Origin of the sequence: Nonomuraea sp. SYSU D8015 (genome assembly GCF_008065375.1) — a bacterium.
GTDB lineage: Bacteria > Actinomycetota > Actinomycetes > Streptosporangiales > Streptosporangiaceae > Nonomuraea.
Genome location: NZ_VJYI01000003.1, coordinates 71,175 through 91,748, shown reverse-complemented (window position 1 = coordinate 91,748; position 20,574 = coordinate 71,175). Strand labels below are relative to the sequence as shown.

The window sequence follows — 20,574 nt, the reverse complement described above, 5'->3', positions numbered from 1 at the left end:
GTATCGGGCCTGACCGGCTTCAGCCCTGGTCGTCGGGGCGCGGACGGCGGCGGCGGCCGCTCCGGCGCGGGGCGGGCTCGGCGCCGTCGAGCAGCGCCAGCCTGCGCTCCTCGCCGTGCTCCTCCACCTGCAGGACGACCTGGCGCAGCCCGTTCGCCAGAGCGCGGCAGGCCTCGTCGTCGAGCCCGGCGGTGACGAAGCTCTCCTCGGCGTTGAAGGCGGGGAAGACGCGCCGCATGAGCTGCTCACCCTCATCAGTGAGGCTCAGCAGCAGGAGCCTGCCGTCGGAAGGGTGCTCGGCCCGCTTGACCAGCCCGCGCGACTCCAGCGTGCGCACGACCCCGGTCAGCGTGCCCTTGGAGATGCCGGCCTCCTCGGCCACGTGGCGGCTCTCCGACTCGCCCCAGATCCACATCACCCACAGCACCACGAACGCGGTCCACGACAGGTCGCTGCTGCGCAGGACCGCGTTCTCCAGGTGCTGGCGGACCGCCGAGGCGGCGCGGTAGATGTTGGCCACGACCGCCATGCGTTCGTGCTGGATGGGGGTGCCGCCGAGCTTGGCCTCGACCAGCTTTTCCGCCTCGGTGATGGACCGTTGCCCGGGCACGCGGCCCTCCCTGCGCCATGGAAACCGAAATCGTTCGAGTCCAAAGTATAGGGCAGCCTGCCCGTCTCCCAGCTTCAGCCGAGGATGAGCTGGTGCAGCAGATACACGTTGACGCCTGAGATGAGAGCCGCCGCCACGGCGCCCGCGAAGGTGGTCACGGGCCGGTTGACCAGGTCGCCCATGAGATCGCGGCGGCGGCTGATCAGCACGAGCGGGATCAGGGCGAACGGGATCCCGAACGAGAGCACCACCTGCGAGAGCAGCAGCACGGTGTCCGGCTGCACGCCCAGACCGATGACCGCCAGCGCGGGCACCATGGTGATGCCGCGGCGCAGGAACAGGGGGATGCGCCGGCGCAGGAAGCCCTGCATCGCCTGGCCGGAGTAGGTGCCCACGCCGGAGGAGGAGAGCCCCGAGGCCAGCAGCGCGGCGGCGAACGCCAGTGCGGCGCCGCCGCCGACGAGCTGGGCGAAACCTTGGTGTGCGCCCTCGAGGCTGCCGTCGAAGCCCTCGCCCGCTCCGTGGAAGACGGCGGCCGCCACGCACAGCATGGACAGGTTGATGAGCCCCGCCATGCTGAGGCCCATCGTGGTGTCGGCGCGAAGCACCCGCAGAGCACGCCGCCGCTCGGCCGGCCCGTCCGGTGCCGGGCGGTCGGCGGTGAGGGCGGAGTGCAGGTAGATGACGTGTGGCATGACGGTCGCCCCGATGATGCCGATCGCCAGCACCACGGAGTCGATGCCGGCGAACGTGGGCACCATGCCGGACGCCAGGGCGGAAGCGGACTGGCCACCCGCGGCGAGGAGGGTGTAGAGGAACCCGAAGCCGATCACTCCCAGCAGGAAGACGATGGCGAGCTCGAAGGGACGGTAGCCGCGTCGCTGGAGGGCCAGGATCGCGAAGCTGACCACCGCGGTGATGAGCGCGGCAGGGAGCATGGGGATGCCGAAGAGCAGGTTGAGCCCGATCGCCGCGCCGACGAACTCGGCGAGGTCGGTCGCCATGGCCACGACCTCGGCCTGCGCCCACAGGCCGAGGACGACGGGGCGGCGGAAGGTGTCCCGGCACAGCGTCGGGAGATCACGGCCGGTGGCCAGACCCGTCTTGGCCGACAGGTGCTGCACGAACATGGCGACCAGGCAGGCGGACACCAGCACCCACGCGAGCAGGTAACCGTGGCGCGCCCCGCCTGGACGTTCGTGGCGAAGTTGCCCGGGTCGACGTAGGCGACGGCGGCCACGAAGGCCGGGCCGAAGAACGTGAGGCCACGCCGTACGGGCCGGCGCGCGGCCTTGCCGGCGGCGGGCACGGGTGACGCGTACGTGCCAGTGCTCATGGGGGTCTCCTGATGCTTCTGGGACAGAAGTCGGGCGCGGCTACGGCTCTGGCTCCGTGACGACCTCGACGCGTTCGAGCAGGCGCTTTCGCAACATCCGGCGGAGGCGCACGATCGAGTCCTCGTTGAGGTGGTGCAGCGGGTCGTCGTACGCCGTCAGCTCGATCCGCGCGCCCAGGGAGGCCAGGGCACCGCGGTCTTCTCGACCCGGGCGAGCGGGACGAACTCATCCTCCTCGGCGCACAGGAGCACGGCCTCGGTGCCGGGCAGGCCGCCTCCCGGGACGGCAGCCCAGGGCCTGGGCTCCGGGCCGAGGTATCCGCCGGTGTGGAGGAAGACGCCGGCACATGACGGCTGCTCCCGCAGCAGGTACTCAGCGAGCAGGCAGGCCCCCTGCGAGAAGCCGAACAGGACCACGTCCCGCGGCGCCCAGCCCATCCGGCCGAGGTCGGCGAGGTGGGTCCGCACCGCGTCGAGGGCATGGTCGAGTCGCGGCTGGTTCTGCTAGATCGGTGCGAGGAAGCTCTGGGGATACCACGTGTCGGCGTCCGCCCGCGGCGCCACCCATGCCACCCCGGGAAGGTTGACGCGGTCGGCCTGCTCGATCATGAAGTGCGGGCCCTGGCCGCGCCCGTGCACCGCGTAGACGACCAGACCCGCCTCGGTCAGCGGCGCGCCGTGCAGCACCGGCGGGCCGGCCAGGTGCGGGTTCGCGGGCGCGACGGTGAAGGCCAGGGTTTCCATGTCAGTCCTTCCGGTCCTGCGCGGGCTCGCCGGCCCAGGCGCGGGTGAGCAGGTCGGTGAGCTCGTCGATCCCGACCGGCACGGGGTTGTCCGCGGGCACGTACGGCAACACCAGCCGGGCCGCCTCGGGGATGTCCTCGCGTCGCATGCCGTAGTCGGCGAGCGCGCGCGGGGCGTCGAGTTCTCGGCGAAGCGCGTTCAAACCCGCCACCGGCGTGGCGGCGCCCAGGGCGGCGGCGATGCGGCGCGCGGCGTCCGGAGCACCCCGCGCGTTGAGCCCCAGCACGTAGGGGAGCACGGTGGCGTGGGTCTGCGCGTACGGCAGGTCGTACGCCCCGCCCAGCACATGACAGATCTTGTGGTGGAGGCCCGACCCCGCGGAGGTGAAGGCCACCCCGGACAGGTAGCAGCCGTACAGCGCGGCGTCCCGCCCATCGACGCCGTCGGGCCGGCGGGCGATGCGGCGCAGCCCGTCCGCCACGGCGCGCAGGCCCTCCATCGCGAAGGCCTGATTGATCGGGTTGCGCGCGGGGCCCACATGGAGTCGACGCAGTGAGCGGCGGCGTTGAGCCCGGAGGCCACCGAGAGGTCGACCGGCAGCGACATGGTCAGCTCGGAGTCGTACACCACGGTCACCGGCAGGACCGCGTCGTCCACCCCCGTGATCTTGCGGGATGCCTCGGTGAGCCCCCACACGTTGGTGGCCTCGGACCCGGCGTACGTCGTGGGGACGGCGACGATCGGCAGCCGCGTCGTCAGCGCCACCGCCTTGGCCAGCCCGGTCGTGGACCCGCCGCCGACGCAGACGAGGAGGTCGGCTCCGCATCCGGCCGCGGCGGCCCGGGCGGCCTCGGCCTTCTCCACGGGCACGTGGGGCCGTACGTCGCCGTGCCGGAGCACGACCGGAAGGCCGGTGGTGACACGGTCGGCGATCCCGGCCTCGGGCGGCGCGGCGATGACCATGACCCGGCGGGCGCCCAGGCGGTCGACCTCCGCGGCGAGGTTCCGGGCAGCACGGCCGTATCCGAAGAGCACGCGCTGCCCGAGCGTGACGTTCTCGAAGGCGAGGCTCACTGTTCGCTCCTGGTGCGGGGTGGGCCGGAGGATCCCTCCGGTGCTCACGGCGCCCCGCGCCGTCACGTCGTGAGGGACGCCATGAGCACGGAGGTCAGTCGGTCGTCACCGGCTCCAGGCGCGCGAGGATGCTCTCCCGCTCGCTTTCGGACTGCGGCGGCAGCATGAAGTTCTTGCCGAGCTCCTCGGCCGGCTCGTCGCAGTCCCAGCCGCCCTCGTCGTCGGTGACCGCCAGCTCGAACAGGGCCCCACCCGGCGTCCGTACGTAGTGGGACTTGAAGTACGTGTTAGCGTTCTGCCCATCCGGGTGGGGGCTCCGCCTGGTGACGGGCAGCATGCTCAAGGGCCCGCGATGGTGGCCTGTGCCGGTTGCCTCAGAAGCGCTTCGTGTAGCGGGTGCCCCGGTAGTAGATCTTCACGCCGTCGGGCTCGGACGCGCTGTGCCCGAAGGAGTACTTGCCGATGTTGCGGAAGCTGGTCTTATCTGGGGCGACCTCCACATAGCCGAAGTCGGACTGCCGGTCGCGCACGATCGCGTACTTGATCCGGCGAGAGCAGTGGTTGGCCACCCGGACCTGCCACTTGGGATCCGACCAGCCGTCGTTGTTCAGCTTGGTGCGGGTGGCTTTCACACAGGAGGGCCAGGCGGCGGCCGAGCCGGTGGTGGCGGCCTGCGCGGTCAGCGGGGCGGCGGTGAAGAACATGGTGCCCGCAGTCAGCAGGGCGAGGACTCGCATCGGGTTCCTTCCGGAGTGGTGATTCCGTTCGTGGCGCGCGCTCCGGTCGTCATGCTGGCACGCGGCTTTCCGGCCGGCCAAGGGATCTTTGTCCAGAGGTCGTCCAAAGTGGCGCTCGCCCTGTTGGACAAACGAAACCGCAGGTCAGAGCACATCCACATGGACATCGAGTGCGGGTGGCAGGCCGAGCCGGGCGCTCACGGCCGCCACCAGCTCCTCCAGCGACAGCGCCACCTCCAGCACCATCCCGGACTCCTCCGGGCCGAGGGGCTCCAGGATCGCCCGCTGCGAGTCGAGCAGGCTCGCCGACATGTAGTGGCCGGTGCGGCGGATCATCCGCTCGCGGATCAGCTCCGCGGCCCCGTCCAGGTGGACGAACTCCACGTCCGGCGGCCCCTGCCGGAGCACGTCCCGGTAGGAGCGCTTGAGCGCCGAGCAGGCCAGCACCGTGGAGACGCCCTCGGCGTGCCGGGCGGCCATCCAGGCGGCCAGGTCGCGCAGCCAGGGCCAGCGGTCCGCGTCGTCCAGCGGGATGCCGGCGCGCATCCGCGCCACGTTCGCCTCCGGGTGGAACTCGTCCGCCTCGGCGAACCGCAGCCCGGTCAGCTCGCTGATCCTGCGGGCCAGGGTCGTCTTGCCCGCGCCCGACACGCCCATCACCACGATGTGCCGGGTGGTCCGGAGCTCACCAGTCATGGACGGTGCCGTCCTTGAGCCGGTTGAACGGCAGGTACGCCGGTTGGTACGGGAACCGCGCCGCGGCCTTTTCGTCGAGCTCCACTCCGAGCCCCGGCAGCTCACCGGGGTGCAGGTAGCCGTCGGCGAAGCTGAACGACTGCCGGAACACCTCGTCGGTCGCCTGGCCGTGCTGCATGTACTCCTGGATGCCGAAGTTGTGGATCGCCAGGTCCAGGTGCAGGGCGGCGGCCATGCCGATCGGCGAGATGTCGGTCGGGCCGTGGATGCCGGACTTGATCTGGTACTGGGCGGCGTAGTCGAGCAGCTTCCGCATGGCCGTGATCCCCCCAGTGTGGGTGACGGCGGACCGGACGTAGTCGATGAGCTGTTCGCGGATCAGGGTCTGGTAGTCCCACACGGTGTTGAAGACCTCGCCGATGGCCAGCGGGATGGTGGTGTGCTGCCGGACCAGGCGCAGCGCCTCCTGGTTCTCGGCCGGCGTGCAGTCCTCCAGCCAGAACAGGTCGTACGGCTCGAGGGCCTTGCCGAGCCTGGCGGCCTGGATGGGGGTCATCCGGTGGTGCCCGTCGTGCAGCAGCGGCAGCTCGGGGCCGAACTCGTTGCGCACCGCCTCGAAGACACTGGGCAGATGGCGCAGGTAGGCGCGGGTGTCCCAGTCCTCTTCGGCGGGCAGCGCGGTGCGCTGGGCCGGCTCGTAGTCGTACCGCTTGCCGTCGACGCTGGGCTGGGCGGCCACGCCGTACACGGCGTTGATGCCGGGGACGGAGGTCTGCACCCGGATCGACCGGTAGCCCATCTCCAGGTGCTTGCGGATCGAGTCGAACAGCTCCGGCAGGTCCCGGCCGGAGGCGTGCCCGTACGCCATGATCCCGTTCCGGGAGGCTCCGCCGAGCAGCTGGTAGAGCGGCATCCCGGCGGCCTTGGCCTTGATGTCCCACAGCGCCACGTCCACGGCCGCGATGGCGGCCATGGTGACGGGCCCGCGCCGCCAGTACGCCGAGCGGTAGAGGAACTGCCAGGTGTCCTCGATGCGATGCGGGTCCCGCCCGATCAGCAGGGGGACGACGTGGTCGGCCAGGTACGACGCGACCGCCAGCTCGCGCCCGTTGAGGGTGCCGTCCCCCAGCCCGGTGATCCCCTCGTCCGTCGTGATCTTGAGGGTGACGAAGTTGCGGTCGGGGCTGGTGACGATGACGTCCGCGGCGATGATCTTCACGCAGGTGCCTTTCTCACAGGTGGTGCCGGGGTCATGACGTCGCGGCGAGGTAGGCGCGGGCCCGCTCCCTCAAGGCGTTCAGGTCACCGCCGGACGCGGCGTCGCCGATCAGCGGCCCTCCGACGCCGACGGCGAGCGCGCCGGCGGCGAGGTAGCCGGGCAACTCGGCCAGGCCCACCCCGCCGACCGCGACGAACGGGATGTCCGGGAACGGGTCGCGCAGCGCCTTCAGATACGTCGGCCCGCCCAGCGAGGCCGGGAAGAGCTTCACGGCGGCGGCGCCCATCCGGACCGCGGTGTACGCCTCCGTCGGGGTGAGCGCCCCGGCGGCGACCGGGAGCCCTCGGCGGGCCGCCTCGCCGATGGAGTCGACGACGGCGGGGGTGACGACGAACTGCGCGCCGGCCGCGGCCACGTCGGCGACGGCGGCCGGGGTGAGCACGGTGCCGGCGCCGACCAGCGAGCCGGCCGGGGCGGCCGCCCGGATCGCCGCGATGGCATCGAGCGCGCCGGGCATGGTCAGGGCCACCTCCACCACGCGGACGCCTTCGGCGAGCAGCGCGGTGCCGGTGGCGATGGCGGCGGCGGTGTCGGTGCCGCGGACGATCGCCAGGAGCCGGGTGGCGGCCAGTGCGGCGGTGAGGTCGAGGGTCATGGTCACCATTCCGCGTAGGAGCCGTCCTGGTGCCGCCAGACGGGGCTGCGCCAGGCGTGTCCTCTTTTGCCGGCGGAGCGGACCGCCTGGTCGTCGACCTCGATGCCCAGACCGGGCGCGGTGAGCCGCTCGACGTGTCCGTCCACGAACGTGAGCGGGGTCTTGTCGAGGCAGTAGTCGAGCACCTCGGCGCCGCGGTTGTAGTGGATGCCGATGCTCTGCTCCTGGATCAGGTAGTTCGGCGTGGCGAAGCCGACCTGCAGGCAGGCCGCGAGGGCGATCGGGCCGAGCGGGCAGTGCGGGGCGAGCTGCACGTCGTACACCTCGGCGAGCGTGGCGATCTTGCGTACCTCGGTGATGCCGCCGGCGTGCGAGAGGTCCGGCTGGGCGACCGCGATGCCGGCCTGGAAGACGGGCAGGAACTCCTGCCGGCTGTAGAGCCGCTCCCCGGTCGACACCGGGATGGTGGTCGAGCGGACGAACTCGCCGATGAGGTGGGAGTTCTCCGGGACGACCGGCTCCTCCAGGAACAGCGGCCGGTACGGCTCCAGCAGCGGCGCCACCCGGCGGGCGTTGGCCAGGGTGAACCGCCCGTGGAAGTCGACGGCGACGTCGCGGTCGTCGCCGAGCACCTCGCGGGCGGCGGCCACCCGGGCGACCACGCCGTTCAGCTCGGCGACCGAGGCGACCGGGCTCATCCTGCCGGAGGCGTTCATCTTCACCGCCGTCAGCCCGGCCTCGACCTGGGCGGCGATGTGGTCGCGCACCTCGCCGGGCTCGTCGCCGCCGACCCAGCCGTACACCCGGATCCGGTCCCGGACCGGGCCGCCGAGCAGCTGGTGCACGGGGGCGCCGAAGTGCTTGCCGGCGATGTCCCAGAGGGCCTGGTCCAGGCCCGCCACGGCGCTCGCCAGGATCGGGCCGCCCCGGTAGAACGAGCCCTTGGTCAGCACCTGCCAGTGGTCCTCGATGCGCAGCGCGTCCCGGCCGATCAGCAGCTCGGCGAGCTGGTCGATGGCGGCGCGGACGGTCTCGGAGCGCCCCTCGCAGGTGGCCTCGCCCCAGCCGACGATGCCGGAGCCGGTCTCCACCCGGACGAAGAGCCAGCGGGGGGCGACGAGGAAGGTCTCGATGCGCGCGATGGTCGTCATGCCGGTCAGCCCTTTGTCGCGCCGGCGGTGAGGCCGGAGACCACGTACTTCTGGACGAACAGGGCGATCACCATGATGGGTACGGTGACCACGGTGGCCGCGGCCATCAGGCCGCCCCAGTCGATGCTGGCGTAGCCGACGAAGTCGAAGATCGCCACGGGCAGGGTCTTGGTGTCCGCGTCGGAGAGCACGAGCGCGAACATGAAGTTGTTCCAGGAGAAGATGAAGGACAGGATTCCGGCGGTGGCGATGCCCGGCACGGACAGCGGCAGGGTGATGCGGCGGAACGCGCCGATGTGGGTCAGGCCGTCGACCAGTGCCGCCTCCTCCAGCTCCTCGGGCAGGCTGTCGAAGTAGCCCATCATGATGTAGACCACCAGCGGCAGCGAGACGAACATGTGGCTGACGATCAGCACCCCGAAGCCGCCGACCATCTTCAGGTTGGAGAAGACGTAGAACCAGGGCACCAGCAGCGAGACGCCGGGGATGACCCGGGCCATCAGCACCACCAGCGCGGACTTCTTCATGTTGAACCGGCTCATCGAGTACGCGGCCGGCACGCCGAGGATCAGCGACGCCACGGTCGCGGCGAAGGCCACCCAGAGGCTGTTGCCGATGAACTCGACGTAGTTCGCCTGCTGGAGCACTTTGGCGTAGTTGTCCACGGTGGGGGAGAAGACCAGCGCCTTGCCCGTGTCGTAGATGTCGACGTTGGTCTTGAACGACGCGGCGATCATCCAGAGCAGCGGCGCGAGCAGTGACAGCACCACGACGGCGAGCGCCACCACCCGGAACACCTGGTACGCGGGACGGGGCTTCATCGCTGCGCCTCCTTGCGCCGGGCGGTCAGGGCCCACATCGCCCCGATGATGATCAGGAAGAAGAGGATGAGGACGGTGGAGGAGACGCCGTACTCGTTGTAGTCGAAGCTGAGGCCGTAGGCGTACACGTTCAGCGTCTCCACCTCGTGGAACGAACCGCCGCCGCGGCCCTTCGTGGCGTAGAGGATGTCGAAGGTCTTCAGCGCGTCGATGCCGCGCAGCAGGATCGCCACGGTCAGCGTGGGCATCAGCAGCGGCAGGGTGACGTGCCGGAAACGCTGCCAGGTGCTGGCGCCGTCGATCCGCGCCGCCTCCTGCGGCTCCTCCGACAGAGAGGTGAGCCCGGCGAGCAGGATCAGCACCACCATCGGCGTCCACTGCCACACGTCGATGAAGATCGTGGTGGGCAGGGCCGAGTGCTGGCCGGCCAGCCACGGCTGCGGCCCGATGCCGAACCAGCCGAGGACCTGGTTGGCCAGGCCGATGTTCGGGTCGAAGATGAGCCGCCACATCATGCCGACCGCGACCGGGGTGGCGACCAGCGGCATCAGGATGGCGACCCGGACCCACCTCTCCCCTTTGAACGGCCGCCAGAGCAGCAGCGCGATCGCCATCCCGAGGACCACCTCGAACAGCAGCGCGACGACGGTGAACGCGGCGGTCCGCCCGACCGCGGGCCAGAACCGTTCGGTGTCCGTCAGGACGTCGAGGTAGTTCTGGATGCCCACGAACTCGCTCTCCGCTCGGACGGATCCCTCGGCGTCGGTCAGGCTGAGGTAGCCCGTCCAGGCCAGGGGGAACACCAGCAGCGCGGCGACGAAGGTCATCGCGGGCGCGGCGAAGAGCCATTTGCGGTGGTCGTTGACCCAGCGTACCCAGCCGGGCGTTTCGGGGGCGGTGGGGGCGCTGTCCGGCGCCTTGGTGGTGGTGATCGTAGCCATGAGGTCTCCAGTGGTGGCCTGCGGGTACGCGGGCGGCGGGCGATCGAGCCCGCCACCCGCCTGCGCCGCCTACTTGGCCTCGTCGTCCAGGAACTTCTGGAAAGCGGCGTTGGCCGCGTCGGCGGCCGCCGCGGCGTCCTTGCCGGTGATCGCGTCGACGATCGGCTGGCCGACGATCTCGCGGGCCTCGGCAACCTTCACGACCAGCGGCCGGTCATGGCCCACCCCGACCTTGGTGCTGGCCGCGATGGCCTCCACCAGGTCCTTCGGGAAGGTGGAGGTGCCCTCCGGGTTGGCCCAGACGGAGCTGCGCGCGCCCGGCACGCCGGACTTCTGCTGGGCGAGCGTCTGCTCCTTGCCGGTGGCCCACTCGATGAACTTCCAGGCGTTGCCCTGGTTCTCCGAGCTGGAGTTGATGCCCAGCGCCCACGACGGGATGTTGTACGGCTTCGAACCGGCCGGGCCGGCCGGGAACGGCGCGAAGCCGACCTGGTCCGAGACCTTGGACTTCGCCGGGTCGGTGGCGTTCTTGTAGAGCGAGTTGGCCTCGGTGTAGAAGGCGGCCTTGCCCTGGGTGAAGATCGCCATCGCCTCGGGCCAGCCCATGTCGGTGCTGACGTTCGCCGGGCCGGAGTCCTTGATCAGCCCGCCGTAGTAGGCGTACGCCTGCTTGGCCGCTTCGCTGTTGACCGCGGCCTTGCCGCCGCCGTCGACGAAGTCGCCGCCGAAGCTGTAGAGGAAGCTGGAGAACTGGGTGACCGCCGGGGACTTGCCGGTGCGGGCGACGAAGCCGGCGACGTCCGGCTCGGCCGCCTTGATCTTGGCGGCGGCGGCCTTGAGCTCGTCGAGGGTCTTCGGTGGCGCGTCCAGGCCGGCCTTGGCGAGCAGGTCCTTGCGGTAGTAGAGGACCTCCTGCTCGGTGATGATCGGGACACCGACCGGCTTGCCCTCGTACGTGGTGGCCTCCACCGGGCCGGCCTGGAAGTCGCCGACATCCCAGTTCTGGTTGGACTTCACCTGCTCCGACAGGTCGGCCAGGTACTTGTTCTTGGCGAAGAGCCGCCCCTCCTGCAGAGGGCGGTACATCATCACGTCGATGTCGGCCGAGCCGGCGTTCAGCTTGACGTTGTACTGGTCGGAGAGCTGGTCCTCGCCGAGCTGGGTGACCTCGACCTTGAGGCCGGTCTGCTTCTCGAACTCGGGCAGGGCCTGCTTGATGTTCTCCGTCCACACGTGGTTGGCCAGGGTGACCCGGACCGTCGTGGACGCGCCGCCGTCGCCGCCACCGCCACAGGCGGACAGGCCCATGGCGGCAACCACGGCCAGAGACGTACCGAATATCGCTCGACGTCGCACGTCGTCTCTCCCTTCTGTCATGGCCGCCGCCCCCCGGTAGAGCGCCACACACTCTCGTAACATCTGCTTAATGCCGGGATGCTAGGGCAAAAAAGCTGACTTATTCAAGGGTTGGTCTTCAACTGATATGCTCTGTGGCGTGAATCAGTCCGCCCCAGGGGGCGCACCCACCCAGCACGCCCCCGCCGAGGCCGGGCTGCACGCACGCGTCCTCGACCACCTCGGCACCGCCATATGCAGCGGTGACGTGGCCGCCGGCTCCGTCCTGAGCATCGAGGACCTCGTCGACCGCTATCAGGTCTCCCGCTCGGTGATCCGCGAGGTGCTGCGGGTGCTCGCGTCCATGGGGCTCATCGAGACCCGGCGCCGGGTCGGGATCATGATCCAGCCCGCCGAGATGTGGAGCGTCTTCGATCCGCAGGTGATCCGCTGGAGGCTCGCCTCGGACGGGCGGATGGCGCAGCTGCGTTCGATCACCGAGCTGCGGACCGCGATCGAGCCGCACGCCGCCTGGCTGGCCGCCGAGCGGATCGGCGACGACGAGGCGAGCGAGCTGGTCGCGGTCGCGGCCAAGATGTGGGCCGCCGGGAAGGCGGGCGACGAGGCCCGCTTCCTCACCCTGGACATCGACTTCCACCGGCGCGTGCTGGCCGCCTCCGGCAACGAGATGTTCGCGAAACTGCAACTGATCGTCGCCGAGGTGCTCGCCGGCCGGCACCACTACCACCTGATGCCCCACTACCCGGACGAGCAGGCGCTGCAGCTGCACACCGATGTGGCTCAGGCGATCCAGCGGCGCGACGGCGGGCGGGCCAGGGAGGCCATGGTGGGGATCATGGAGCAGGGGTTCGCCGAGATGAAGTCGATGTGGGAGCGGGGCGCCGAGCCGGGCGACGCCTGACTGATCCGTCGTTCATCCGTCGATATCCCCACGATGGATTTTGTGGATCGCATTTCCGAATGACGCGCCGCCGCCTCCATTGGCCTGGACGGATGCGTTTTGGTCTGCAAACACCATGCTGATTTCGCGTACGTGTGCAGCTTTGTTGCAGCTTTCGCCCTCACCATTGACGCCATTTGACGGCCGCCTCTATGGTCCGAGTGACTGGTAAGCGCTTTCCGTCTCAGTGTCGGCAGAGAAGACCTTTTAGGCGTACGGCTCTCGAGGCCCCCTTTTGTCATGGCGGCAGCACGAAGAGAGGCCCGGCATCCGACGACGAAAGTGAGACGAGCATGAGACGAGCAGCCGCATTACGACTCCAGGCGGCGCTGGCTACGGCGGCCGTCGCGGCCGCGGCCGGCGTGGTTTTGCCGGCGATCCAGGCGTCGGCGGCGTCCGGCAGCGCCACCGGTTACGCGACCGCCAACGGTGGGACCACCGGCGGTGCGGGCGGGCAGACGGTGAGGGCCACCACGGGGACCGCGATCCATGCGGCCCTGTGCGGCCGGGCCAGCAGCAGCACCCCCATCACCATCGAGGTCGAGGGGACCATCAATCACGGCAACACCAGCAAGGTGTCGGGCGCGAGCTGCAACACCGCCGACGGCGTGATCGAACTCAAGCAGATCAGCAACGTCACGATCATCGGCGTCGGCAACGGGGCCGTCTTCGACCAGCTGGGCATCCACATCCGCGAGGCCCGCAACATCATCATCCAGAACGTGACCGTCCGGAACGTCAAGAAGTCGGGCTCGCCCACGTCCAACGGCGGTGACGCCATCTCCATGGAGAGCGACGTCCGCAACGTGTGGGTCGATCACGTCACCCTGGAGGCCTCGGGCGGGGAGTCGGAGGGGTTCGACGGCCTCTTCGACATGAAGAACAACACCCAGTACGTGACGCTTTCCTACAGCATTCTCCGCAACTCCGGCCGCGGCGGCCTCATCGGGTCCAGTGAGAGCGATCTCACGAACGGCTTCATCACGTTCCACCACAACCTGTACGAGAACATCGACTCCCGTACGCCCCTGCTGCGTGGCGGCATCGCTCACATCTACAACAACTCCTATGTGAGCCTCAACGAGTCCGGCATCAACTCCCGGGCCGGGGCTCGCGCCAAGGTGGAGAACAACTACTTCAAGAACTCCAAGGACGTCCTCGGCACCTTCTACACCAGCGAGCGCGGCTACTGGCAGGTCGGCGGCAACATCTTCGACAACGTGACCTGGTCCAGCCCCGGCAGCGACAACTACCCGGCCGGCCCCGACCCGCAGTCCAACACCACCGTCAGCGTCCCGTACTCCTACAGCCTCGACGGAGCCGCCTGCGTGCCGGGCATCGTCAGCCAGACGGCAGGCGCCAACAAGGGCATGCAGGTGTCGAACGGCAACTGCTCGCCGCAGACGCCGACAGCCACACCGACCACCAGCCCTACACCGACGACGAGCCCCACACCGACCACCAGTCCCACCAGCGGGACCAACCTCAGCATCGGGGCCGGCTCCGACGGCTCCAGCAAGGCCGACGGGACGAGCTACGGCAACGTGCGGGACGGCAACATGAGCACGTACTGGTCGCCGGCCGGCTCGACCGGTGACATCTCGATCAAGTGGGGCTCCGCCACGACGGTGTCGAGGATCATCATCCGTGAGGCGTCAGGTTCCGTAGGCGGCATCGGCTCCTGGCAGGTCATCAACGCCGGCACCGGTGCGGTCCTGAAATCCGGCAGCGGAGCGGGCACCATCACCTTCGCCCCGACCTCGCTGAGCAAGATCACCTTCAGGATCACCGGCTCGACCGCCACGCCGAAGGTCGCCGAATTCGAAACCTACGCCGGGTAGCCGACCGGCCCCACCGACCGCCACCGATCAGCCGGTACAGGGGCGGGGACCGTCAGACTGACGGTCCCCGCCCCTCGGCCTGGAACGGCCGGGGATTCTCGGCCCCCTGCCCCGGCCTGTCGAACAAGGCATCTACAAGTCATCCCCAAGACGCGACTGTCAGGCTGCCCGCGCCGCATCGCACGGCCGGAATTCCGCCGGCTCAGTGCAGAAATCGTCAAAAAAGGGGGGCCCGAGCTGCCATGACCTCGATCCGTGAAACTCCATCCCCGCATGAACCCATCGCCGTGGTCGGGATGGCCTGCCGCCTGCCGGGGGCCGATTCGCCCGGGGAGCTGTGGGACCTGCTGTGCCGCGGCGCCAACGTGATATCCGAGATCCCCTCGGACCGGTTCCCGGTGGATGAGTTCTACGACCCGGCTCCCGGCACGCCGGGGAAGCTGTCCTCCCGGTATGGGGGATTCGTCCCGGGCATCGACGAGTTCGACGCGGAGTTCTTCGGCATCTCGCCGCGTGAGGCCGCGCGGATGGATCCGCAGCAGCGCATGGCGATGGAGGTGGCCTGGGAGGCCTTCGAGGATGCCGGTCTCACGCTGGAGCAGATGCCCGGCATGACCGGCGCGGTGTTCATGGGGGTCATCACCAGTGACTACTGGGATCTCCAGTCCGGCGCCGTGGAGGAGCTGGACGTCCACACGGTGGGGGGCAGCACCCGTGGCGGCAACGCGGGCCGCATCTCCTATGCCCTGAACCTGACCGGTCTGAGCGTGGCCTTGGACGCGGCGTGCTCGTCCTCCCTGGTCGCCATCGACCTCGCGGTGCAGTCGCTGCGCGCCGGGTCGTGCGACATCGCCTTCGCCGGCGGGGTGAACGCGATCCTCACGCCGGACCACGCCGTCGGATTCTCGCAGGGCTCGATGATGGCTCTCGACGGGCAGTGCAAGGCGTTCGACGCTCGCGCCGACGGCTACGTACGCAGCGAAGGGGCGGGGGTCGTGGTGCTGAAGACCCTCACCCGTGCGCTGGCGGACGGCGACCGCGTCCATGCGGTGATCCGTGGCGTGGCCGCCAGCAACGACGGGCACGGCGAGAGCTTCATGGCCCCGCAGATCCCCGGTCAGCGTGCGGGGCTGGAGGCGGCGTACCGCAACGCCGGGGTCGACCCGGCGAGCGTCGCCTACGTGGAGGCGCACGGCACCGGGACGAGCGTGGGGGACCCCGTCGAGATCGCCGCGCTGGAGGCGGTCCTCGGGCAGGGGAGGCCGTCGGGATTTCCTCTGCTGGTGGGATCCGTCAAGACCAATCTCGGCCACACCGAGGGGGCGGCCGGCGTCACCGGTCTCATCAAGACCGTGCTGTGCCTCAAGCACGGCTGGCTGCCCGCGAGCCTCAACTTCGAGACGCCCAACCCCGCCATCCCCTGGGACACGATCGGGGTGCGGGTGTGCGACCGCGGCCAGGTGTGGCCGGAGCAGGACGGCCCGCGGCGCGCCGGCGTGAGCAGTTTCGGCATCGCCGGAACCAACGTCCACGTCGTGCTGGAGGAGGCGCCGCCGGCGGCGCAGGCCGCTGAGGGGAACGCGGACCGCGCGGTGCTGCTGCCGCTGTCCGCGCGCTCGCCGAAGGCGCTCACCGCCCTCGCCGAGCGCTACCGCGATCTGCTCAGCTCGCCGGGGACGTCTCTGGAGCGGGTGGGGGCCGCGGCAGGCGTACGGCGCAGCCATCATGATCTGCGGCTCGCGGTCGTCGCGGACACGCCGAGGGACGCCGCCGACAAGCTGGCCGCCTTTGTCACCGGCGGCCACGCCGACGGCACGCACACCGGCGAGACCGACGAGACGCGGCACCGGACCGCATGGGTGTTCCCCGGCCAGGGGGCGCAGTGGATCGGCATGGGCCGCGACCTGCTCGACACCGAGCCCGTCTTCGCGGCGGCCATCGCCGAGTGCGACCGCGCCATGTGGCCGTACGCCGACTGGTCCCTGATCGCCGAGCTCACCGCCGACCGGCAGACGTCGCGGCTCGACGAGATCGACGTGGTCCAGCCGGCGATCTTCGCGGTGCAGGTGGCGCTCGCCCGCCTGTGGCGCTCGTGGGGCTTCGAGCCCGACGCGGTGATCGGGCACTCCATGGGGGAGGTCGCCGCCGCTCACGTGGCCGGCGTGCTCGACCTCGACGACGCGGCGCGGATCATCTGCGGCCGCAGCCGGCTGATCCGCACCACCAGCGGCCGCGGCGCCATGGCCGCCGTCGAGCTGTCGGCCGGGCGCGCGGAGGAGCTCGTGGCCGCGTACGGCGGGCGGGTCAGCGTGGCGGTGAGCAACGCGCCCACCTCGACCGTCCTCGCGGGAGACCCGGAGACGATCGACGTCATCCTCCGCGACCTGGAAGCCCAGGGCGTCTTCGGCCGCCGGGTGCAGGTGGACATCGCCTCGCACAGCCCTCAGATGGATCCGCTGCGCGAGCCGTTGCTGGAGCTCATGTCGCCGCTGCGCCCGCAGGCCGGGACGGTGCCGCTGTTCTCGACGGTCACCGCCCAGTTCCTGAGCGGGCCGGAGATGGACGCGGCGTACTGGGTGGACAATCTCCGTGAGCCGGTGCTGTTCGCGGACGCCGTGCAGCAGCTCGCCGAGACCGGGTTCGACACCTTCGTCGAATTCAGCCCCAACCCCCTGCTGGCCCGCGCGGTGCAGCAGAACCTGCGCCACGTCGGCGAGGACGGGGTGGCCGTCACCGTACTCGCCCGCGACGTGCCCGGCCGTACCGCGCTGCTCGAGGCGGTCGCCGGGTTGTACGTCACCGGCCGTCGCGTGGACTTCGGGCGGATTCAGCCGTACGGCACGCACGAGGTCGGCCTGCCCTCCTACCCCTGGCAGCACGAGCGGTACTGGAAGACCCCCGGTGCGGCCACGGCGAAACGGGGCGGTTCCGGGCACCCGATCATGGGGGAGGCCCTCCGCCTGGCGCCCGGCGACCAGCTCGTGTGGGACTTCGACCTCGGCCTCGACCGGCTGCCGTATCTCGTCGAGCACCGGGTGCACGGGATGCCGGTTTTCCCCGGGGCGGCCTACCACGAGCTCGCGCTGGCAGCCGGCCTGGCGGCCTACGGCGAACGGCCTTTCCAGGTGGAAGACCTGCGGCTGGAGCGCGCCCTGTTCCTGACCGCCGAGACCGCCCAGCGCGTCCAGGTCCGCCTGGACGCCGCCGGAGACCACGAGAGCCGCCGCCTGACCGTCTTCGCCGCCGACGCGGCCTCCTCCGGCGGCGAGGCCACGGGGTGGGCCGAGGTCGCCACGGCACAGCTGCGCCCGTGCCCCGCCCCCGCGGTCGCCGTACCCGACCTGGCCTCCTGTCCCGAACAGGTGGACGTGGCCGCGCACTATGCCGCCTCCCGGCGTCGCGGCATCGAGCAGTTCGGGCCCTTCCAAGGCGTGGCGGCGCTCCATCGGTCGGACCGGGTCGTCGTCGCCGAGCTGTTCGTGCACGACGGCATCAGGACCGGGCTCGGGCGCCACCTGCTCCACCCGGCGCTGCTGGACTCGGCTCTCCAGCCGCTCATGACCCTGCTCGACACGACCGGCGTCGCCGAGGACACGTACCTGCCGGTGCGGACCGGCACCTGTCGCCTGTACGGGCGGCCGGAGGTGGGAAGGCCGCTGCGGTCCCATGCGGTACGCTCCTCGCCGCCTGACGAGAAGGACCTGGTCGAAGGCGATGTCGTCATCACCGACGACACCGGCCGGCTGATCGCCGCGATCACCGGCTTCCAGCTCCGGCGCCTGTCGTCCGACCTGCCGGAGGTCGTCGAGCAGCGAGCGCGGAAACTGCTGTACGGCATCGAGTGGACGGCCCTGGAACCGCTCCCCGAGGCGGCGCCGGAGGCGGCGCGCTGGCTGGTGGTCGCCGACTCGCCGCTGGGCGCCGAGGTGTGCGCCCGGCTCGGTGGCGAGGCCCTGCTCGTCCAGCCGGGTGACGCCTACCGCAGAGTCGGCCCTGACCGGTGCGTCCTGGATCCGTCCTCCGAAGACGACTGGAAGAAGCTCATCAAAGACCAGTCCGCCGGCGGGGCATGGCCTCCCAAGGCCGTGGTGCACGTGCCGAGATCGGGTACGCGGACGCTGGAGGGCTGCTTCGACGTGCTGGCCTTGGTGAAGGCCCTGGCGGACAGCGACCAGAGCGCGCCTCGTCTCTGGCTGGTCACCACCGCCGCCCAGGCCCCGCTCGGGACCGGTGATGTCGACCCCGAGCAGACGGCCCTGTGGGGGCTCGGCCGGGTGATCCCGTACGAGCACCCCGAGCTGCGGTGCTCCATGATCGACCTCCCGGCCGCCCTCGATGCCGCCACGCTCGGCGCACTGAGCGCCGAGATCACGGCGGACGGAGCGGAGACCGAGATCACGCTGCGCGCCGGCCGCAGATACGCCGCCCGGCTGCGCGGCCGGCAGTTGCCGTCCGAGCGGCCGATCCCCGTCCGCCCCGACGCCACCTACCTGGTCGCCGGCGGTTTCGGCGGCGTGGGGCTGCTCACCGCGGAATGGCTGGTCCAGCACGGCGCCCGCCATCTCGTTCTGGTCGGGCGGAGCGGCCCGGCCCCCGAGGCCGCCGACCGGATCGCGGCGCTGACGGCCGGCGGCGTGGAGATCCACATCGCCAAGGCGGACATCACCTCCCGGGACCAGCTGGGCGAGCTCCTGAACGAGATCGCCCGGCGGATGCCGCCCCTCCGCGGTGTCGTCAACTCCGCCGTCGTCCTCGACGACGGGACGCTGGCCCAGCTCGATCGCGCCCGGTTCTCCGCCCCGATGCCCCCGAAGGTCGACGGGTCGTGGAATCTGCACGAGCTCACCCGGCACCTGCCGCTCGACTTCTTCCTCCTCTACTCCTCGGCGGCCTCCCTCATCGGCTCACCCGGGCAGGGCAACTACTCCGCCGCCAACGCCTACCAGGACGGGCTGGCCTGGCACCGGCGGGCGTGCGGGCTGCCCGCCCTCAGCCTCAACTGGGGGCAGTGGGCCGGCACCGGACAGGTGGCCAAGGCGAACAAGGACCTCCGCCTGGACGAGCGCGGCTTCGCCGGCTTCGCTCCGTCCGACGCCCTGACGGCCCTCGGGCGCCTGCTCGCCGACCCGCCCGCCCAGGCCGGGGTCATGTCGTTCGAGCCGGGCACGTGGACGCACTTCTTCCCCGCCCTGCGGGCGTCCTCCCTCTTCCGGGGCCTGATCGAGGAGGGCTCCGCGCAGCAGCCGGCCGAGCCGGAGCTGACGCGGAGCATGCTGGCCGAGCAGGATGCCGAGACGGCCGAGCGGCTCCTCACCGCATACCTGTACACGCAGGTCGCCGCCATCGTCCAGCTCCCACGGGAGAAGGTCGACGCGTCGCAACGCCTGCACCGTCTGGGGGTGGACTCCCTCATGGCCGTCCAGCTGCGTAACCGGATCGCGGTCGACCTGGAGATCAACCTGCCGGTCGCGGTCTTCCTGCAGCGCCGCGCGATCGGCGACCTCGCAGCCCTGGCACTCGAGCAGACCGATCTTCTTCGGTGAGCGCGCATACGGCCGGCGTCAGGGGCGCCGGCCGTATGGGGTTCCGGCGTGAGGTGCCGTCAGGCCCCGGTCCGCCGGGGCGGGCTCGGTCAGCGCTCGGACGTGGTTTCCCGCACCCAGGGCAACGCCAGTCGCTCGACGAGCACGAGGGCCGAGTAGAGCGCGACGCTCATCGCCGCCAGCAGGGTGATCGCGGCCCAGGCGGTGGCGCTGTCGGCGACTCCGCTGTATTGGACGATCTGGTAGCCGAGGCCGCCCTCGCCGGCCTGGAACTCGCCGATCACAGCGCCGATCGCGGCCAGCGGCATGGCGACCTTCAGCCCGACGAAGATGTGCGGCAGTGCGGCCGGCAGCCGTACCTTGCGGAAGGTCTGCCAGCGGGAGGCGTCCAGGGAACGGGCCAGTTCGGCGAGTTCGGCGGGCGTCGTGGTCAGGCCGGTCGCGGTGGAGAGCACGATCGGGAAGAAGGAGAGCAGGAAGACCATGGTCAGGATGGGCCGCTGACCCCAGCCGAGCGAGACGACCAGCAGCGGCCCGAGCGCGATCTTCGGCACCGCGTTGATCGCCACCAGCAGGGGCGAGAACATCCGCTCGGCCGCCCGCGAGGCGGCCAGGAGCAGCCCGATCAGCACTCCGGCGACCGCGGAGATCAGGAAGCCGGCCATCGTCTCCAGCGTCGTCGTGGTCAGTCCGCCGAGCAGCTCCGCCGACTTCACCTGGAAGGCGGTCAGGACCTCGGCGGGTGGTGGCAGCACCGCCGGATGGACGAGGGGGAACGCCGCGGTCACCGCCCACCAGCCGCCGATCGCCACCACGAGCCCGAGAGCGGGCCACCCCACCGCCGTGACCGTCGCGCGCCCGTGGGGCACGACACGTCTCACCGGTCGGGAGCCGCCCGCCTCGGCCATGT

At 70.7% G+C, this 20,574-nt stretch carries 18 protein-coding genes and 1 pseudogene; 3 read left to right on the top strand and 16 right to left on the bottom strand.

The window, feature by feature from the left end; translation table 11 throughout:
• Positions 1 to 19: 19 nt before the first annotated feature.
• From ID574_RS15875 to ID574_RS15810, 15 genes and pseudogenes are all read right to left on the bottom strand, one after another.
• Complete coding sequence (locus tag ID574_RS15875) at positions 20 to 610, bottom strand: MarR family winged helix-turn-helix transcriptional regulator (protein ID WP_188189672.1); 591 nt, start codon at positions 608 to 610, stop codon at positions 20 to 22.
• 74 nt (positions 611 to 684) lie between these two features.
• The gene (locus tag ID574_RS15870; RefSeq protein ID WP_262495996.1) at positions 685 to 1,767 is read right to left on the bottom strand and encodes an Nramp family divalent metal transporter; all 1,083 of its coding nucleotides are present in this window, start codon (positions 1,765 to 1,767) and stop codon (positions 685 to 687) included.
• 335 nt (positions 1,768 to 2,102) lie between these two features.
• On the bottom strand, positions 2,103 to 2,414 hold the full coding sequence (locus ID574_RS15865) for an alpha/beta hydrolase (RefSeq protein ID WP_188189671.1): 312 nt from the start codon (positions 2,412 to 2,414) through the stop codon (positions 2,103 to 2,105).
• Positions 2,415 to 2,450: 36 nt separating this feature from the next.
• Positions 2,451 to 2,690 (bottom strand): alpha/beta hydrolase, encoded by a 240-nt coding sequence (locus tag ID574_RS15860; RefSeq protein ID WP_188189670.1) that lies wholly within the window; start codon positions 2,688 to 2,690, stop codon positions 2,451 to 2,453.
• A gap of 1 nt (position 2,691) precedes the next feature.
• Complete coding sequence (locus ID574_RS62785) at positions 2,692 to 3,228, bottom strand: dehydroquinate synthase/iron-containing alcohol dehydrogenase family protein (protein WP_442939305.1); 537 nt, start codon at positions 3,226 to 3,228, stop codon at positions 2,692 to 2,694.
• Positions 3,229 to 3,359: 131 nt separating this feature from the next.
• Positions 3,360 to 3,725 (bottom strand): annotated as a pseudogene (locus ID574_RS62780) (iron-containing alcohol dehydrogenase); the annotation flags it as partial.
• Between the two features lie 133 nt (positions 3,726 to 3,858).
• The gene (locus ID574_RS15850) at positions 3,859 to 4,107 is read right to left on the bottom strand and encodes a VOC family protein (RefSeq protein ID WP_223166735.1); all 249 of its coding nucleotides are present in this window, start codon (positions 4,105 to 4,107) and stop codon (positions 3,859 to 3,861) included.
• A 31-nt stretch (positions 4,108 to 4,138) separates the two neighbouring features.
• Positions 4,139 to 4,501 carry a hypothetical protein gene (locus tag ID574_RS15845; RefSeq protein ID WP_188189669.1) on the bottom strand — a complete coding sequence of 121 codons (363 nt, stop codon included), beginning with the start codon at positions 4,499 to 4,501 and terminating at the stop codon, positions 4,139 to 4,141.
• 144 nt (positions 4,502 to 4,645) lie between these two features.
• Positions 4,646 to 5,197, bottom strand: a complete 552-nt coding sequence (locus ID574_RS15840) for a gluconokinase (RefSeq protein WP_188189668.1) — start codon at positions 5,195 to 5,197, stop codon at positions 4,646 to 4,648.
• Positions 5,187 to 6,416: a D-mannonate dehydratase ManD gene (manD, locus tag ID574_RS15835; RefSeq protein WP_188189667.1), complete on the bottom strand. Its 1,230-nt coding sequence runs from the start codon at positions 6,414 to 6,416 to the stop codon at positions 5,187 to 5,189. Before manD ends, ID574_RS15840 begins: the two co-directional genes overlap by 11 nt.
• A 31-nt stretch (positions 6,417 to 6,447) precedes the next feature.
• Entirely contained in the window at positions 6,448 to 7,071 is a 624-nt protein-coding gene (locus ID574_RS15830; RefSeq protein ID WP_223166734.1) for a bifunctional 4-hydroxy-2-oxoglutarate aldolase/2-dehydro-3-deoxy-phosphogluconate aldolase, read from the bottom strand.
• Between the two features lie 2 nt (positions 7,072 to 7,073).
• Positions 7,074 to 8,222 (bottom strand): galactonate dehydratase, encoded by a 1,149-nt coding sequence (dgoD, locus tag ID574_RS15825; RefSeq protein ID WP_188189665.1) that lies wholly within the window; start codon positions 8,220 to 8,222, stop codon positions 7,074 to 7,076.
• A 5-nt stretch (positions 8,223 to 8,227) separates the two neighbouring features.
• Complete coding sequence (locus ID574_RS15820) at positions 8,228 to 9,043, bottom strand: carbohydrate ABC transporter permease (protein ID WP_188189664.1); 816 nt, start codon at positions 9,041 to 9,043, stop codon at positions 8,228 to 8,230.
• Positions 9,040 to 9,984: a carbohydrate ABC transporter permease gene (locus ID574_RS15815; RefSeq protein ID WP_223166733.1), complete on the bottom strand. Its 945-nt coding sequence runs from the start codon at positions 9,982 to 9,984 to the stop codon at positions 9,040 to 9,042. Before ID574_RS15815 ends, ID574_RS15820 begins: the two co-directional genes overlap by 4 nt.
• A gap of 69 nt (positions 9,985 to 10,053) precedes the next feature.
• The gene (locus ID574_RS15810; RefSeq protein WP_223166732.1) at positions 10,054 to 11,340 is read right to left on the bottom strand and encodes an ABC transporter substrate-binding protein; all 1,287 of its coding nucleotides are present in this window, start codon (positions 11,338 to 11,340) and stop codon (positions 10,054 to 10,056) included.
• A gap of 139 nt (positions 11,341 to 11,479) precedes the next feature.
• Here ID574_RS15810 and ID574_RS15805 point away from each other — a divergent pair, with 139 nt between their 5' ends.
• The 3 genes from ID574_RS15805 (at position 11,480) to ID574_RS15795 (ending at position 19,664) form a co-directional block, all read left to right on the top strand.
• Positions 11,480 to 12,241, top strand: a complete 762-nt coding sequence (locus ID574_RS15805; protein ID WP_223166731.1) for a FadR/GntR family transcriptional regulator — start codon at positions 11,480 to 11,482, stop codon at positions 12,239 to 12,241.
• Positions 12,242 to 12,573: 332 nt separating this feature from the next.
• Entirely contained in the window at positions 12,574 to 14,121 is a 1,548-nt protein-coding gene (locus ID574_RS15800; RefSeq protein WP_188189661.1) for a pectate lyase family protein, read from the top strand.
• Between the two features lie 242 nt (positions 14,122 to 14,363).
• A complete protein-coding gene (locus tag ID574_RS15795; protein ID WP_188189660.1) occupies positions 14,364 to 19,664 on the top strand; it encodes a type I polyketide synthase in 5,301 nt (1,766 codons plus the stop codon).
• A gap of 89 nt (positions 19,665 to 19,753) precedes the next feature.
• Here the strand turns inward: ID574_RS15795 and ID574_RS15790 are convergent, their stop codons facing one another.
• Positions 19,754 to 20,572, bottom strand: a complete 819-nt coding sequence (locus ID574_RS15790; protein ID WP_188189659.1) for an ABC transporter permease — start codon at positions 20,570 to 20,572, stop codon at positions 19,754 to 19,756.
• Between the last annotated feature and the right edge of the window lie 2 nt (positions 20,573 to 20,574).